Source organism: Pseudomonas sp. 50_B, from assembly GCF_017491625.1.
GTDB classification, from domain to species: Bacteria; Pseudomonadota; Gammaproteobacteria; order Pseudomonadales; family Pseudomonadaceae; genus Aquipseudomonas; species Aquipseudomonas danubii.
The window spans coordinates 23,064-36,866 of the sequence record NZ_JAFGYX010000033.1 but is presented as its reverse complement, the minus strand read 5'-3'; the positions used below and the strand labels follow the sequence as shown (position 1 = coordinate 36,866).

Annotated in this window: 12 protein-coding genes and 1 tRNA gene; 1 reads left to right on the top strand and 12 read right to left on the bottom strand. The window is 57.7% G+C overall.

The genetic code is table 11. The features are described from left to right. Window positions 1-13 precede the first annotated feature (13 nt). The 6 genes from tssG to tssA all read right to left on the bottom strand — a co-directional run bounded on the left by tssG (window position 14) and on the right by tssA (window position 6,985). The gene (gene tssG, locus J5M73_RS29025) at window positions 14-1,021 is read right to left on the bottom strand and encodes a type VI secretion system baseplate subunit TssG (RefSeq protein WP_102864952.1); all 1,008 of its coding nucleotides are present in this window, start codon (window positions 1,019-1,021) and stop codon (window positions 14-16) included. Next, window positions 985-2,772 (bottom strand): type VI secretion system baseplate subunit TssF, encoded by a 1,788-nt coding sequence (tssF, locus tag J5M73_RS29020; protein WP_207816748.1) that lies wholly within the window; start codon window positions 2,770-2,772, stop codon window positions 985-987. Before tssF ends, tssG begins: the two co-directional genes overlap by 37 nt. 196 nt (window positions 2,773-2,968) lie before the next feature. Next, complete coding sequence (tssE, locus tag J5M73_RS29015) at window positions 2,969-3,376, bottom strand: type VI secretion system baseplate subunit TssE (RefSeq protein ID WP_102864950.1); 408 nt, start codon at window positions 3,374-3,376, stop codon at window positions 2,969-2,971. Window positions 3,377-3,390: 14 nt separating this feature from the next. After that, complete coding sequence (tssC, locus tag J5M73_RS29010; protein WP_102864949.1) at window positions 3,391-4,866, bottom strand: type VI secretion system contractile sheath large subunit; 1,476 nt, start codon at window positions 4,864-4,866, stop codon at window positions 3,391-3,393. A 26-nt stretch (window positions 4,867-4,892) separates the two neighbouring features. After that, window positions 4,893-5,396, bottom strand: a complete 504-nt coding sequence (gene tssB, locus J5M73_RS29005; RefSeq protein WP_102864948.1) for a type VI secretion system contractile sheath small subunit — start codon at window positions 5,394-5,396, stop codon at window positions 4,893-4,895. 32 nt (window positions 5,397-5,428) lie between these two features. Then, window positions 5,429-6,985 (bottom strand): type VI secretion system protein TssA, encoded by a 1,557-nt coding sequence (tssA, locus tag J5M73_RS29000; protein ID WP_102864947.1) that lies wholly within the window; start codon window positions 6,983-6,985, stop codon window positions 5,429-5,431. A 745-nt stretch (window positions 6,986-7,730) separates the two neighbouring features. On the opposite strand from tssA, the gene J5M73_RS28995 reads away from it, so the two are divergent. Beyond that, a complete protein-coding gene (locus J5M73_RS28995; RefSeq protein ID WP_162884065.1) occupies window positions 7,731-7,904 on the top strand; it encodes a hypothetical protein in 174 nt (57 codons plus the stop codon). Window positions 7,905-8,688: 784 nt separating this feature from the next. Here J5M73_RS28995 and J5M73_RS28990 read toward each other — a convergent pair. The 6 genes from J5M73_RS28990 to J5M73_RS28965 form a co-directional block, all read right to left on the bottom strand. Next, window positions 8,689-8,764, bottom strand: a tRNA-Gly gene (locus J5M73_RS28990). Between the two features lie 65 nt (window positions 8,765-8,829). Beyond that, a complete protein-coding gene (pgsA, locus tag J5M73_RS28985; RefSeq protein ID WP_060839891.1) occupies window positions 8,830-9,390 on the bottom strand; it encodes a CDP-diacylglycerol--glycerol-3-phosphate 3-phosphatidyltransferase in 561 nt (186 codons plus the stop codon). 32 nt (window positions 9,391-9,422) lie between these two features. Then, on the bottom strand, window positions 9,423-11,246 hold the full coding sequence (uvrC, locus tag J5M73_RS28980; RefSeq protein WP_102864946.1) for an excinuclease ABC subunit UvrC: 1,824 nt from the start codon (window positions 11,244-11,246) through the stop codon (window positions 9,423-9,425). Between the two features lies 1 nt (window position 11,247). Further along, the gene (gene uvrY / locus J5M73_RS28975) at window positions 11,248-11,889 is read right to left on the bottom strand and encodes a UvrY/SirA/GacA family response regulator transcription factor (RefSeq protein ID WP_011061841.1); all 642 of its coding nucleotides are present in this window, start codon (window positions 11,887-11,889) and stop codon (window positions 11,248-11,250) included. A 470-nt stretch (window positions 11,890-12,359) separates the two neighbouring features. Then, window positions 12,360-12,794, bottom strand: a complete 435-nt coding sequence (locus J5M73_RS28970) for a GNAT family N-acetyltransferase (RefSeq protein ID WP_102864945.1) — start codon at window positions 12,792-12,794, stop codon at window positions 12,360-12,362. Continuing rightward, entirely contained in the window at window positions 12,794-13,549 is a 756-nt protein-coding gene (locus J5M73_RS28965) for a carbon-nitrogen hydrolase family protein (protein ID WP_207816738.1), read from the bottom strand. The genes J5M73_RS28970 and J5M73_RS28965 overlap by 1 nt, the downstream gene beginning before the upstream one ends. Window positions 13,550-13,803: the final 254 nt, after the last annotated feature.

Below are 13,803 nucleotides of genomic sequence, written 5' to 3'. Positions count from 1 at the left end.
GGGTCATCTGTCCTTAATGAATTTTGCTGCCCAGGGTCACCACGCCGTCGGCCTTTTCATGACCGAGCCAACTGGTCCACCCCAGACGACAGGTGTTCTGTTCACCGATGCACAGTTCGCGGATTTCCTCCTGGCGCAGCACCAGGCGAATGTCGTAGTCCAGTGGATCACGCAGGGTGAACCGCACCAGCGCGCACAAGGGCTGGTAACCGAATCCGATCGGCAGGAACTCGTGGAAGCGTTGCCAGTCGAGCTGGCTGATATGAATGCGGAACTTGCCGCTGCGGTCGCGCACCCGCTCGCCCAGTACCAGGTCCTCGGCGAGCAGGCTGTTGGCCTGCCCCAGGCAATTGCGCTGCTCGTCGAGAATCTCTACCCGGCGCTCGATGCACTGCTCGATCACCAGGTCTGCGTGCTTGAAGTAGTAGCGCAGCACCGCCTCGATCAGCGCCGCCGAATGGGCGCGCAAGCTGAGCAATCCCAGGTATGGCAGCAAGCGTTTCCAGTTCAGTTCCTTGGCCTTGCGGATCTCTTCGCCACCCAGGCCGATCAAGGCAAACAAATGCGCTGAAAACGGGTCCAGGGCACCACTCTTGAAGCTGGCGCGATAGCGGTATTTACTCCAGATCGGCAGCATCAGGCGTTGCAGGCGGTGATGGAACAGATCGAGGAAGTTGCGTGTCGGGTTGCCCTCCTCGCCATCGCCCAGGGCCTGCTCGCCATAGAAGGCCGGCAAGGGTGAACCCGCGCCGAACAACCCGATCAGGTTGAAACGCAAACGTGCACGCATCTGGCCGCGCTCTTCAAAAAACTCCACGCGATCAACATCGCTGCCAGGGAAACCCAGGCTCGGATTGGCCTGGAACTCCAGCTGATCGTAGAGTTCCTCTTCACTCAGGTACGGATGGGCATCACGCAAGCGATCGACGACCAACAGTACGGCCTGAAACAGCGAATACTCTCGTATTACCGTGCTCAGTCTGCTTAAAGCAGGGGCTGCAGCCCCATGCGTGGCGCCCATTTGTACACCTCTCCCTGTGTACTTTTTACCCGCAGCTCATGGTAGGAATTGAGACTGGCGTAAAGAGCAAAAAACTCGTTAAGAACCGACGCGAAAACGAACAGGTCGCCTTCACCGATATAGCCTTGGGGATCGATACTCAGCTCGGTGCGTAATCCACGCAGCGGCAAACCTCGGTGCAGGCGGTCGACGTGCTCGTGACGTATCGACTTGAGCCCGCCCAGCAAACGCTTGCTGACCTTCTCCAGGTGCTGGTCGTAGTAGCGTGGCAAATCGTAGGTTTCGAGGATCACCTTCAACGCATCGACGTTGGCCAGCGACAGATAGTTGAGCGACATGTTGCTGATGAGCTTCCACAGAAAATTGCGGTTCAGCGGTGGTGCGTAGCTCGACGTGACCGGTGTGATGTTGCGGAAGCTGAGAAACTCCGGGGTTTCCTCGCACAACTGGTTGATGTCGCCGAGCTTGAGCCGACGCGGCAGGTTCTGGTTGGTGCACATCAGCTCGATCGACAGGGTTTCCTGAGCCTCGGTGTGACGGATGCCGAAGCTCAGGTAGGTATCGAGGCCGTCGTGCAGCAACGATGAGCGCTGGCGAATGCTGTAGTGCGGACGGCTGTGGGGCACGTCGAAACTCGGATCATGCTCGAACGACTCGAAGGGTACATACGCCTGATAACCCAGGCCGCCCGGCTTCCAGCCGGTGACGCTTTCAATGGAAAACACGCCGCAATGTTCCAGTTCGTACTTGGCCGGTAGCAGCAGGTACTCGTCCTGCTTGCCGTCGAGACGAATCGGCAAGGCATCGTGCTTGAACAGGTTGACGATAGGCGTGCAATAGAGCTTCACGTTGTCCAGTGTCGGACGCAGACGTTGCACCCCACTGTTGCGAATATCGAAGCGCAACTCCAAACCGTGCATGCGCTGAAGGATGTCTTGCGCCAACCTCTGCAGCAGATCCAGACCACTGAGATCGACAAACAGGAACTTATCCTGGAGCGCAAAATACTCCTGCAAATAGCGATACCCGCGGAAGGTATTCAGCGGGTACGGGATCAAGGCCTCTTCTTCGGCAAAGCCCACAGGCTGTACACGATTGCCCGGTATCTTGAAGGACATCCCAACGCCGTTGACTCCAGCCAGCGGCTCGCCGTCCACCCCCAACGGCACCAGCTCGATGCCCTCAAGGTTGCGCAGCAGGCTGAGGTAAAGCATCTGACTGATGTAGCGCTCACCGGCCAGGTGCAAGCGCAGACGCTCCAGGTTCAGCTCACCAATATGACCGTCGCAACTCATTTCCAGACGCAGGCTCAACAGTGCACCGTCACCCTTGACCGAGTAACTCAATGCCGTCAGGTCCAGAGGCAGCACATCGGTCGGATAGCAGGTGCGAAATCGGCAGCAGACATCATCAATGGGCTTGCTCTCTACCGGCGTATCTCGCGGTATGTGCTGGGCGGGTCCGGACTGCTGTAGGGGGTCGAACTGCAAGATGCTGAACGCTGGCAATGGCCGCATGTAGTTCGGCCACAGCAGGTGCATCAGCGAGTGGCTCAGCTCGGGCAGTTCGTCGTCGAGCTTCTGGCGTAGACGTCCCGTCAGAAACGCAAACCCTTCGAGCAGGCGCTCTACATCCGGGTCTCGTCCGGCCTCCCCCAGAAAAGGTGCCAAGGCCGGACTGCGCTCGGCGAAACGACGGCCCAGCTGGCGCAGCGCGGTCAGCTCACTTTGGTAGTAGTGGTTAAAGGACATGGGCTCAGTGCCTGGTAGTAAGAGTCATGGATCACTGCGGTGGAACGCGTTGCCAGTAGCCGCGCCGCGTTACCCCACTCTCCAAAGATCCCTGCCGTGTTCGCGACGCGTACCGGATAGCCAACAAAGGTCGTGGCCTGGGTAGCCAACAACCCGGCTGGCGCAGACTGCGTGGTGTGCTGTCATCGTCGTCTCCTTAACTGACCTTGACTTGCCCGCTGCCATCCAGGCACGCGGAAAAACTGACCTGACGCTTGATCCCTTCCACCTCAAGCAAGCCTTCAATGCTGAACGCCAGCTTGAGCGGGTCATGATCACGCGGCAGAGAAACGACACGCACCTGACTGAGCCGCGGCTCGTAGGCTTCGATGAAGTGTTCGATGGCCAAACGGGCCTGGCTCAGGGCATCGTGCAAGCTCAAGCGCATGTCGTTGAGATCGGGCAACCCGTAGTCGGAAAGCGTTTGCACGCTCCCCGCACGGGTGCTGAGCATCTTGCCCAGATGGGCAGCCACCGATGCCATCGCGCCTACCTCGCGGCTCCAGCCGGCACGCTGGTCGGCCTCTGCGCTCAGGCGTTCAAACAGGCTGCCGTATCCGCTCATGACCTGGCTCCCGGTTACTCTTTATCCAGTTTGCCAACCAGAGAAAGCGTGAAGTCGGCCCCCATGTACTTGAAGTGCGGGCGCACGTTCAGGCTCACGCGATACCAGCCCGGCTCGCCCTCCACATCGCTGACGATGATCTGCGCAGCGCGCAGCGGACGACGGCCACGGACTTCGGCACTGGGGTTTTCCTGGTCAGCCACGTACTGACGGATCCATTTATTGAGTTCCAGCTCAAGATCGGTACGCTCCTTCCATGAGCCGAGCTGTTCACGCTGCAGCACCTTCAGGTAGTGAGCCAGGCGGTTGACGATCATCATGTAGGGCAGTTGGGTGCCAAGCTTGTAGTTCAGCTCCGCGGTCTTGCCTTCAGCGCTGATGCCAAAGAACTTCGGCTTCTGTACCGAGTTGGCAGAGAAGAACGCGGCGTTGTCACTGCCCTTGCGCATGGTCAGGGAGATGAAGCCCTCCTCCGCCAGTTCGTACTCACGACGATCTGAAACCAGCACTTCAGTCGGGATCTTGGTTTCGATTTCACCCATGCTTTCGAAATGGTGCAGCGGCAAGTCTTCCACCGCGCCACCGCTCTGCGGACCGATGATGTTCGGGCACCAGCGGAACTTGGCGAAGCTGTCGGTCAACTTGGTGCCGAACGCATATGCGGTATTGCCCCACAGGTAGTGCTCGTGGTTGTTGGCAACGGTTTCCTTGTAGACGAAGGACTTGACCGGGTTTTCTTCCGGATCATAGGGATTGCGCAGCAGGAACCGCGGCAAGGTCAGGGCGATGTAGCGAGAGTCCTCCGACTGCCGGAAGCTCTGCCACTTGGCAAATTGCGGGCCTTCGAAATGATCCTTCAGATCCTTCAGGTCCGGCAGGCCGGTGAAGCTTTCCAGACCAAAGAAGTTCGGGCCTGCGGCGGCAATGAACGGCGCATGTGACATGCAGGCAACGCTGGAGACGTACTGCATCAACTTCACGTCGGGAGAACTGGGCGACATGAAGTAGTTGGCGATGATCGCGCCGACTGGCTGGCCACCAAACTGGCCGTACTCCGCGGTGTAGATGTGTTTGTAAAGGCCGGCCTGCATCACTTCCGGCGAATCTTCGAAGTCGTCCAGCAGGTCCTGCTTGGAGACGTTGAGGATTTCTATCTTGATGTTTTCACGGAAATTGGTGCGCTCCACCAGTAACTGCAGCCCCCGCCAGGCAGACTCCAGCGACTGAAAGTCTTCGTGGTGGAGAATCTCATCCATCTGCTGGCTGAGCTTGGCATCGATCTCGGCGATCATGCGATCGACCATGGCCTTCTTGACCGGCTCGCCGCTGTTCTGCGGTTTGAGCAGCTCCTCGATGAAGGCTGACACTCCGCGCTTGGCGATATCGTAGGCTTCGTCGTTCGGAGTCAGACGGGTTTCGGCGATGATGCCGTCGAGAATGCTGTACTCGCTGCTCTCGTTGCTTTGGTGTTGCGCGGCACGGGTAGTCATGTGTTGTGGCTTCCTTGTCTGATGGGTCAGGCGTCTGGGGCGGCGGCGTTCAGGCCCAGCTCACCGAGCACGCGAACGCGGGATTCGTCGTCGGCGAGAACGCCTTCGATGGCTTTGCGAAACGCAGGGGCATTACCCAGAGGCCCCTTGAGTGCCACCAAGGCATCGCGCAGCTCCATCAGCTTTTTCAACTCGGGCACCTGCTCTACCAAGCTGGCCGGGTTGAAGTCCTTCATCGAGCTGACCCGCAGACTGACCGCCAGCTCATCAGCGTCACTGTCCTCCTGAAGACGGTTAGGCACGCTGAGCGTCAGACTCAGATCCTGCTTGGCCAAGACTTCGTCGAAAGTCATTTTGTCGATACTGATCGGCTTGCGATCTTCCACCTTGCGTTCATCCGGACGCTGGGTGTAATCGCCGATCGCCAGCAGTTTCAGCGGTAGCTCAATCTCCTCCTGAGCTCCGCCGGTCGCGGGTTTGAAGGTGACGTTGATGCGTTCCTTAGGGGCTACAGAGCCTTCTTTGGCCATGGTCCTTTCCTTGCGATTGTCGGCCCGTGGGCCTATTCGAGTACCACCTCGAGGTCGAGATGGCACAGCCTGCGATAAATCTCTTCCTTGCGTTCTCGCACTGCGTGGTTCTGCGGCAACAACTCACAGCAGCTATGCAGGAGGTGCAGCACTTCCAACGCAAGATCCGGCTCCCAGGCGTGCAAGCCTGAGTTCTGCAATTCTTGATCAAGGGTTTCCAGCTGGGTCTTGGCCAGCTCGTACTTCTTGGCGATGAAACACAGCCGCGCCAGGCTGAAATGCCAGAAGAACCTCACGCGACCGCCACGCGCACTCTGCAGGCCTGGCTTGAGTACTTGCACCGCCGCCTTGAGGCCATCCTTGCGCAGGATCGGCAAGACCTCTTCCAGGGCCTCCTCCCAAATCGGCTGGCTGGAGCTGGCGTCGACCTGACGCGGTGCGCTGGTGGCGGATAGGTGAGGCATGACATGGGCGCTGATCCAGCTTCGAGTGGCCGGATCGGCGAAGGGGGTGCCGTCGTGAAAGCGCAACTCAACCACTCCCGGCAGACGCTGCAGCAAGAGCGCAAAGTGAAATTCGACTTCACGCATGGCCTGGTCGGCGTTCAACGCTTGCAAGCACTCCCAGACCATGCGCTGCCCGTCGAACCAAAAGGGTGCCCTGGACAGGCTGGCTTCAAGTTCCAGCAACAAATCAGCGAACTGGCCACCGGCAAAGCGTTCCTGGTAAGCCTTGAGTTTGTCCCCTGGCAGCCCTCGCAATGCCGTGACCTGTTCAGCGTTACGCTCCGGGACAGTATCGATGGGCAACCACAGCATGGTGCGGTTCAGGCGCAGGGAGCGCACGTCGGTAGCCTTCTGCTTGAGCCACCAGGCGCACAGAGGTCGGGCATGCTCCTGCAGCGCACGCAGGACCCTCTGAGCATCCTTTTCGTTATCGATCGACGAGGCCGATGAGAAGAGCTGGGTCGCTGCCTGCTTGACCTGTGCTACCACCGTGCCAACGGCGCCGGGCTCTGGCTGATGCTCGACGGCACGCTGGATCATGCTCGACAGCCGCCGACAGATGGGCAGCAACAAAGGAGCGTCATCGCCAAGATGCTGGGTCAGTACCGCATCAAGCTTTTCCAGATTCAGCACCAGTCGACGAAACAGCGGTAACTGTTCCTTGATCGCGATGTTTTCGCTTAACGCCTGCTCCAGTCGAGGCACCAGCCAACTGATGGCGGCACCACGGGTACGCAGTTTATTGGGGTGAACCTCGACCCAATGCTGTTCACACAGGTACTGCAAGAGGCCGGAACCCGCCAGCAATCCTGCGAAGGACTCGCGCTGATACAGCGCCCAAGTGAGCCAGGCGGCCACTCGCAGATCCTTGGACTGCACACGTAGCAGGTTTTCACTATTTTCAAGAACTTTCAGCCAGTCGATCTGACCGCTTTCATGCATGGACTGGGCCTTGGCCAACTCGTTTTCAAGGGCTTCGTATTCACTTGAAAAGCGAACATCCGCGCCCGCAAAACTCTCTTTGGAAATAGAGACTTTGGCGATCTCAAGATAATGAGCAGACAGTTTATTTGAGTAGTTCATCCATGACCTGTTTAAAGCTTTGCCGCAGAACAAATGGCTAGTGCTTTAAAAATATACCCCCTAACCCATAAGTATTAATTTAAGAAAAATCCTAAACTTACGAGAATAATTCCCTTACCGTTTCAATTTTTCCTACAAGCGCACTCCGCGCCAGGACCTTTGTTACCGACCTTTTCGCTCATGCAGTGCCGTCGCGATGCATTACCACAGATACATACCTCCATTAACCATGCTGTATCAGAAAGTAAAAACGGGGCGAGACAACCTTGTTCAGCTAGCGGCGCACCGAGAGATAAATATAATTAGCTCATGTTTATCAACAACATAAGAAACTTACTTAGAAACTAAAACACAACCTCCTTTCAAGGTCGCGTCCAACAAGAGGAACACTCGGCTCAAGGTGTAACTCCCTGAAATAGCGGTACAACAGCTTCCAAAAAAATGGAAACTGCTCGGCGACTCATTATGAGAGTGCAGGCTTTGCGTTGTTGTAGCACCGGATACGGGCCAGTTATTGCTTAACCTCGATGGTCCTGATGTGTTGTTTGGTCATGGCGTTTGAATGGTGAGCGGAGCCCTAGGCCTAAACATCACCGTTCTTAATTGAGGGCAGCTTTTAGACTCAGAAGTTTCAACTGACTTTACAGACCGGTCTCATATTAACGTTTGCGCACGCTTTACCAGTTTGAGCGCCATCTTGCATCAGAGCCAGGCAAGGTGCGGGTTAAAGCTTAAGGATGAGTCTATGTTCGCGTCAGTCGACACTGCACATTTTGTGCTGTCCATCCCTGCCGTTCGCCACGACCTCAAGGGGCTGGCCTTCAAGGGTTGCGAAGCCATCTGCGAGCTGTATGCGATCCGTATCGAGCTGATTTCGGACAACCCTATGCGTTGTACGAAAACCCTTGATACTCGGTGATGCTGCGTTGAAAACGGTCTCGTGCGCGAGTCCGATCGGAATGCTCATTTACACCCCGTGAAGTCGAACGCGACCCCGGCCGTTCCTCGACCGTTTTCGCCTTGCCTGACCTTCGTCTCGAAACTTTTCGGATAGAGCCTAATGTCGAGCTGAAAAGCCTACTCAACCAACCGGCTTCCTTGCAGTTCGGCCTGGATGGTGAAGGCATCCACGGCCTGATCGACGATTATCGAAATCGGCGACTGCGGTAAATGCATGAACCGCTATGCCAGCGAGAAACTTGGCCATGAGGCAATTTGATCAGCCGCGCATCGAAAACGCCCTCGGCCTTTCCAGCCAAAGCTACAACTTACATACCGACCAGATCGGCACACCGTAGGAAATGACCGATGTCGGAGGACTCGAGGTGCCGCGCGTACTACAAAGCATGAGGAGAACGCTATCGCAGAATCGGATTGAGCAGAATCTGTGTTTTCAGGGGGTATCACGTTTAGGAAAGAGGACTGAACTACAGCACCTTCGGTAAGACGATCCGGCGGGGGGGACGATTTCCCACGCAAGGTCCGATTGAGTTGATGGGCGGGGATAACCTACATCGACATACGCCGACAACAAACCGTGTTCAGCACTTGACCAGACTTGAGCGTTTGAAACGTACTCAATTCTGGACTTAAACGCACTGGATGATGCTGGATTTGAGCGAAAAGCACAGAAACGAAAAAAGGACCCGGAGGTCCTTTTTACGATCGCAGTAGAAATCGACTGAATTCTACAACGCTATATTTGGAGCGGGAAACGAGACTCGAACTCGCGACCCCGACCTTGGCAAGGTCGTGCTCTACCAACTGAGCTATTCCCGCATCGTCTTGGTGTTGCGCATTCTATAGAAATCCGAATGCGCGTCAAGCCCTTGATTCAAAAATACTTATTTTTTCTCGTTGTCGATTTTCAGATGCGGCCAGGCGGCCCGCAGATACTGCAGCATCGACCACAAGGTTAGCCCCGCCGCTACCAGCAGCAAGGCATAGCCCACCAAGACCCAGAAGCTGAAGTCCGAAGGGTTGGCCAGGAGGATCACCAGCGCCAGCATCTGCGCTGCTGTTTTCCATTTGCCCATATTGGACACTGCCACCTGGGCCCGGGCGCCAAGTTCGGCCATCCATTCGCGCAGTGCCGAAACAACAATCTCGCGACCGATGATCACAGCTGCCGGCAAGGTCAGCCACAGGTTGCCGTGCTCTTGCACCAGCAGCACCAGGGCCACCGCCACCATCAGCTTGTCGGCTACAGGGTCGAGGAACGCGCCAAACGGCGTGCTCTGCTGCAGGCGTCGTGCCAGGTAGCCATCCAACCAGTCAGTGGCAGCCGCGAAGGCAAAGACTGAACTGGCCGCCATGTAGCTCCAGCTATAGGGCAAATAGAACAGCAATATGAAAATCGGGATGAGCAGGACGCGTAGAACGGTGATCAGATTAGGGATATTCATCGGCACAACTGGCTACGAGGTGATTGGGCATTCTACTCGCTGTGCAGGTTTGCATAAATCAACTCTGCGAGCTTTTTACTGATTCCCGGTGCTTTGGCTATCTCGTCGATGCTGGCACGAGACAGTTCTTGCAATCCACCAAAATGTTTAAGAAGGTCCCGCCGACGCTTCGGGCCAACGCCCGCCACCCCTTCCAGGGTCGAGGTACGCCGGGTTTTGCCACGTCGGGCACGGTGACCGGTGATCGCGAAGCGGTGAGCCTCATCGCGGATTTGCTGAATCAGGTGTAACGCCGGTGAGTCGCCTTTGAGGGTGAACTCGTGGGCGGCGTCATTCAGGTACAAGGTCTCGAAACCCGCCTTGCGGGTCGCCCCCTTGGCTACGCCGAGGAGGATCAGGTCCGGTACCGCCAGTTCATTGAGCACGTCGCGAGCCATGGACAATTGCCCCTTGCCGCCATCCACCAGAAGGATATCCGGCAGCTTGCCTTCGCCTTCCTTGAGCTTGCTGAAGCGCCGGGTCAGAGCCTGATGCATGGCCGCATAGTCGTCTCCGGCGGTGACACCCTCAATGTTGTAACGGCGGTAATCGGATTTCAGCGGCCCTTCCGGACCGAACACCACGCAGGAGGCCACTGTGGCCTCGCCGCTGGAGTGGCTGATGTCGTAGCACTCCAGGCGCTGCGGTGGCTCGTCCAGGTTCAGAACTTCAGCCAGGGCTTCAAAGCGCGCGGCTACGTGCTGGCGGTTGGCCAAGCGTGCACTCAGAGCCTGTTCGGCATTGGTCACCGCCAGTTGCTGCCAGCGGGCACGGGTGCCACGGACCCGGTGACTGATGGTCAGCTCGCGGCCCCGCAGTTCGTAAATGGCGGCGACCAGCGTCGGGAAGTCTTCGTGCACCACGTTGACGATCAACTCCGCAGGCAGATCGCGCTCAGGACTGCTGACAAAATACTGACCCAGAAAGGCCGACATGACTTGCGCTACATCTTCCTCGATGCCCACCTGGGGAAAGAAGTTCTTGCTACCCAGCACCCGACCGCCACGTACGCTGATCAGGTGCACGCAGGCGCCACCCGGGTTAACGAAGGCCGCGACCACATCCACATCACCGGTGCCACCTTCCATGCTTTGCTGGTCCTGGACTCGGCGCAGCAGGGAAATCTGGTCCCGCAACTCGGCGGCCTTTTCAAAATCCAGAGTGCCGGCGGCCGCCTCCATTGCACTGGAAAGTTCGTCGGTCAAGGCGTTGCTACGCCCCTCCAGGAACATGACCGAGTGGCGCACGTCTTCGGCATAGATCTCGGGTTCCACCAGACCGACGCAAGGCGCCTTGCAGCGCTTGATCTGGTACTGCAGGCAGGGCCGCGTGCGGTTTTTGTAATAGCTGTCCTCGCACTGGCGGACCATGAAGGTCTTCTGCAACAGGCTGAGGCTTTCACGAATGGCGCCGGCACTGGGGTATGGCCCGAAATATTTGCCCTTGTGCTTCTTCGCCCCGCGATGAATGCTGAAACGCGGAAAATCGCCATCCGAAAGAAACACATAGGGATAGGACTTATCGTCGCGCAAGAGAATGTTGTAGGGCGGCCGCCACTCCTTGATCAGCGTCTGCTCCAGCAGCAGCGCTTCGGTCTCGTTGGCGGTAATGGTGGTTTCGATCTGCGCGATACGCGCCACCAGGGCTGCGGTCTTCGGTGCCTGGCCGGTCTTGCGGAAATAGCTGGACAGCCGGTTTTTCAGATTCTTGGCTTTGCCCACGTAAAGCAGGCGTGCATCGCTGTCGAACATGCGATACACGCCGGGACGGCCACTGCAGGTAGAAAGAAAAGCACTGGGATCAAACAGGTCAGTCATTTCAGAGGCTGGCATCAACCATGCCATGACGAACCGCCAGTAGCGTCAACTCGACATCACTACTGATCGACAGCTTCTCGAAAATACGATAGCGGTAGGTGTTCACGGTTTTCGGCGACAGACACAGCTTGTCGGAGATGATCTGCACCTTCTGGCAACCGACAATCATCAGCGCAATCTGAATTTCCCGCTCCGACAAGGCATCGAACGGGGAATCACTGGAAGGCTGGAACGATTTGAACACCAGTTGCTGAGCAATCTGCGGGCTGATGTAACGCTGACCGGCAAAAACCAGGCGAATGGCCTGGACCATTTCATTGAGGCCCGCACCCTTGGTCAGGTAGCCCGCCGCACCGGCCTGCAGCAACCGCGTCGGAAACGGATCTTCCTCGCAGACAGTCACCGCCACGACCTTGATATCCGGATGACTGCGCAGCAATTTGCGCGTGGCCTCAAGGCCGCCGATCCCGGGCATCTTTACGTCCATCAGGACCACATCGGGCTTCAACTCCCGAGCCTTGAGCAGGGATTCTTCCCCTGACTCCGCCTGCCCGACTACTTGCAGGCCATCGATGTCAGCCAACATTCGTGTAATGCCCGTACGAACGAGATCATGGTCATCGACTACTAGCACCCTAATCAAGCAGACACCTCGCGATTTGGTCTTTATAGGTTGCCGGATACCTTAGCAAAAAGCGACGTACAAACCTAATCACAAGCGCTATATAAAAAACATCGGCAAGCGATAAGAGACGCCGCCAACCTGAAGCGAGAAAACGCTCTGGCTTCAGGGCTCGGCGATCAGGGGCTTTTGCGCAGAATCTGGATCTACGACAACTCGCCAGGGTCCTGGTCAGACGAAAGATTGCCCTCTGATCGTCCTTGAACAGTACCCTCCAGCAATTTGAACGGTTTTGAACTATGCCCGGTATTCGCATTGCCGCACAAGCCAAGCCAGGCGCGAGCTTCAAGGTAAATCGGTTCAACACTTTTCCCACTGGCAGAGGCTCGATCCCGCGCATACCTTTCCACCTCTGGCAGGCCGCAAGAACAGCAAACGGGATTGAACCCACAAGGTTGCGCTCAATTGCCGCAGGAGCCTTCCAGAGAATCTTAGGCGCATGAGCATTCCATCCGCAAAAAGCACTCCTCCTCACCCACCACCTTCAACCCTACCCGCTCGTATAGACGCTGTGCCGGGTTGCCCTTGAACACAGTCAGACGCAACAAGCCCCGCCGCTCCGAGCGGGCCTTTTCCATCACCTGCAACAGCGTCCAGGCTCCGGCTCCCTGCCCCCGCCACGCCTCCAGCACGTGCAACTCACGGATGTAGACGGCGCGCAGGTCCCTGCTCAAGCTGACAAACCCCAATACCTTGGCCCCCGAGCAAATCAAAAGATTCTCGCGACCGCTCCACGCCACATCAAACGCCTCGTCAAGCCACAACAGATCATTGCGAATGTAATAGCGCAGCATCGTGGAACGAGTCAGATCCCGGGCGAAGGCCAAATCCGCCTCAGCCGCCGGACGCAATTGAAAGGCGCTCATCAACCCGCAACCGCCCGCGCTTCGACCCGCCATTGCCCCCTATCGCGCCGGGCGATCAGCAGCGCTTCGCCGACGCCTTCCACAGCACCCAGCAATTGTCCCTGGGCGCTCCAGATTGCGCTGCGCCCGGCACAGGACCAGCCGCCGCTGGGTCCGCCATGGTTGGCCATCAGCACCAGTATCCCGTGGTCCCGGGCATATCCTTGCAACAGAGCACTGTCGACGGCATACCCGCCTTCACTGATCAACACCCCGGCGGCGTAGATGCCGGCGCCAGCGTCCACCGCAGCCTGCACATGGCTGGCATGACAGAAATCCGCGCATACCGCCAAGGCCAGGACCTCATTCCCCAACTGCAACGGCGCGCCACCGCTACCCGGAGCAAAAAATCGCTCTTCTCCAGGGTGCAAATGCTGCTTGCTATAAACCGCCAGCGAGCCGTCCGCCCCCAGCACCAGTGCGCCAATCAGCACCGGGCCATCGACGGACAAGCGAATCGGCATGCCCACCACCGTCGTCAGCTTCAACTCGCGGGCCAGATTGCGCAGTGGCTGAAGCCGCGGGGAGTCGGGCGGCAGCGCCAGTTCAGCGACCAACTGCGGTTCATAGCCAGTCAGGGACAGTTCAGGAAACACCAGCAACTGCACCCCCTGCTGCGCTGCCAACCCCATCAAATGCTGATGTCGGGCCAGATTCGCCGACAAGTCTCCAGCAATGGACACCGATTGGGCGGCAGCGAGGGTCAGCACGGTCATGGACATTCCTTGGCGAGACAACGAGAGGCAGCGGCGAGTGTGGCATAAATCCTTTCACGGCTTAATCCATGGCTCATTGCATCAGCTTCCATAGAAATTACTGATTGAATCGCGGCCCCGGCCTCGAGTAAGCTCGCCCCACTTCACGGAGAAACTCATGTTGTCCCAGACCCTTTCCCTGCATCGCCACACCGCCAGCGCACTGCGTTCGGTTGCGGCTGCTCGGGTCAACGGCACCAGTGCTCCGGCGAGCT

What these genes read in the sequence shown, in the direction of transcription:
- pgsA (WP_060839891.1), bottom strand. Translation starts at nt 9,390, where the DNA reads ATGAATATCCCTAATCTGATCACCGTTCTACGCGTCCTGCTCATCCCG.
- uvrC (WP_102864946.1), bottom strand. Translation starts at nt 11,246, where the DNA reads ATGACTGACCTGTTTGATCCCAGTGCTTTTCTTTCTACCTGCAGTGGC.
- tssB (WP_102864948.1), bottom strand. Translation starts at nt 5,396, where the DNA reads ATGGCCAAAGAAGGCTCTGTAGCCCCTAAGGAACGCATCAACGTCACC.
- tssG (WP_102864952.1), bottom strand. Translation starts at nt 1,021, where the DNA reads ATGGGCGCCACGCATGGGGCTGCAGCCCCTGCTTTAAGCAGACTGAGC.
- tssF (WP_207816748.1), bottom strand. Translation starts at nt 2,772, where the DNA reads ATGTCCTTTAACCACTACTACCAAAGTGAGCTGACCGCGCTGCGCCAG.
- tssA (WP_102864947.1), bottom strand. Translation starts at nt 6,985, where the DNA reads ATGAACTACTCAAATAAACTGTCTGCTCATTATCTTGAGATCGCCAAA.
- tssC (WP_102864949.1), bottom strand. Translation starts at nt 4,866, where the DNA reads ATGACTACCCGTGCCGCGCAACACCAAAGCAACGAGAGCAGCGAGTAC.
- J5M73_RS28995 (WP_162884065.1), top strand. Translation starts at nt 7,731, where the DNA reads ATGTTCGCGTCAGTCGACACTGCACATTTTGTGCTGTCCATCCCTGCC.
- J5M73_RS28970 (WP_102864945.1), bottom strand. Translation starts at nt 12,794, where the DNA reads ATGAGCGCCTTTCAATTGCGTCCGGCGGCTGAGGCGGATTTGGCCTTC.
- tssE (WP_102864950.1), bottom strand. Translation starts at nt 3,376, where the DNA reads ATGAGCGGATACGGCAGCCTGTTTGAACGCCTGAGCGCAGAGGCCGAC.
- J5M73_RS28965 (WP_207816738.1), bottom strand. Translation starts at nt 13,549, where the DNA reads ATGACCGTGCTGACCCTCGCTGCCGCCCAATCGGTGTCCATTGCTGGA.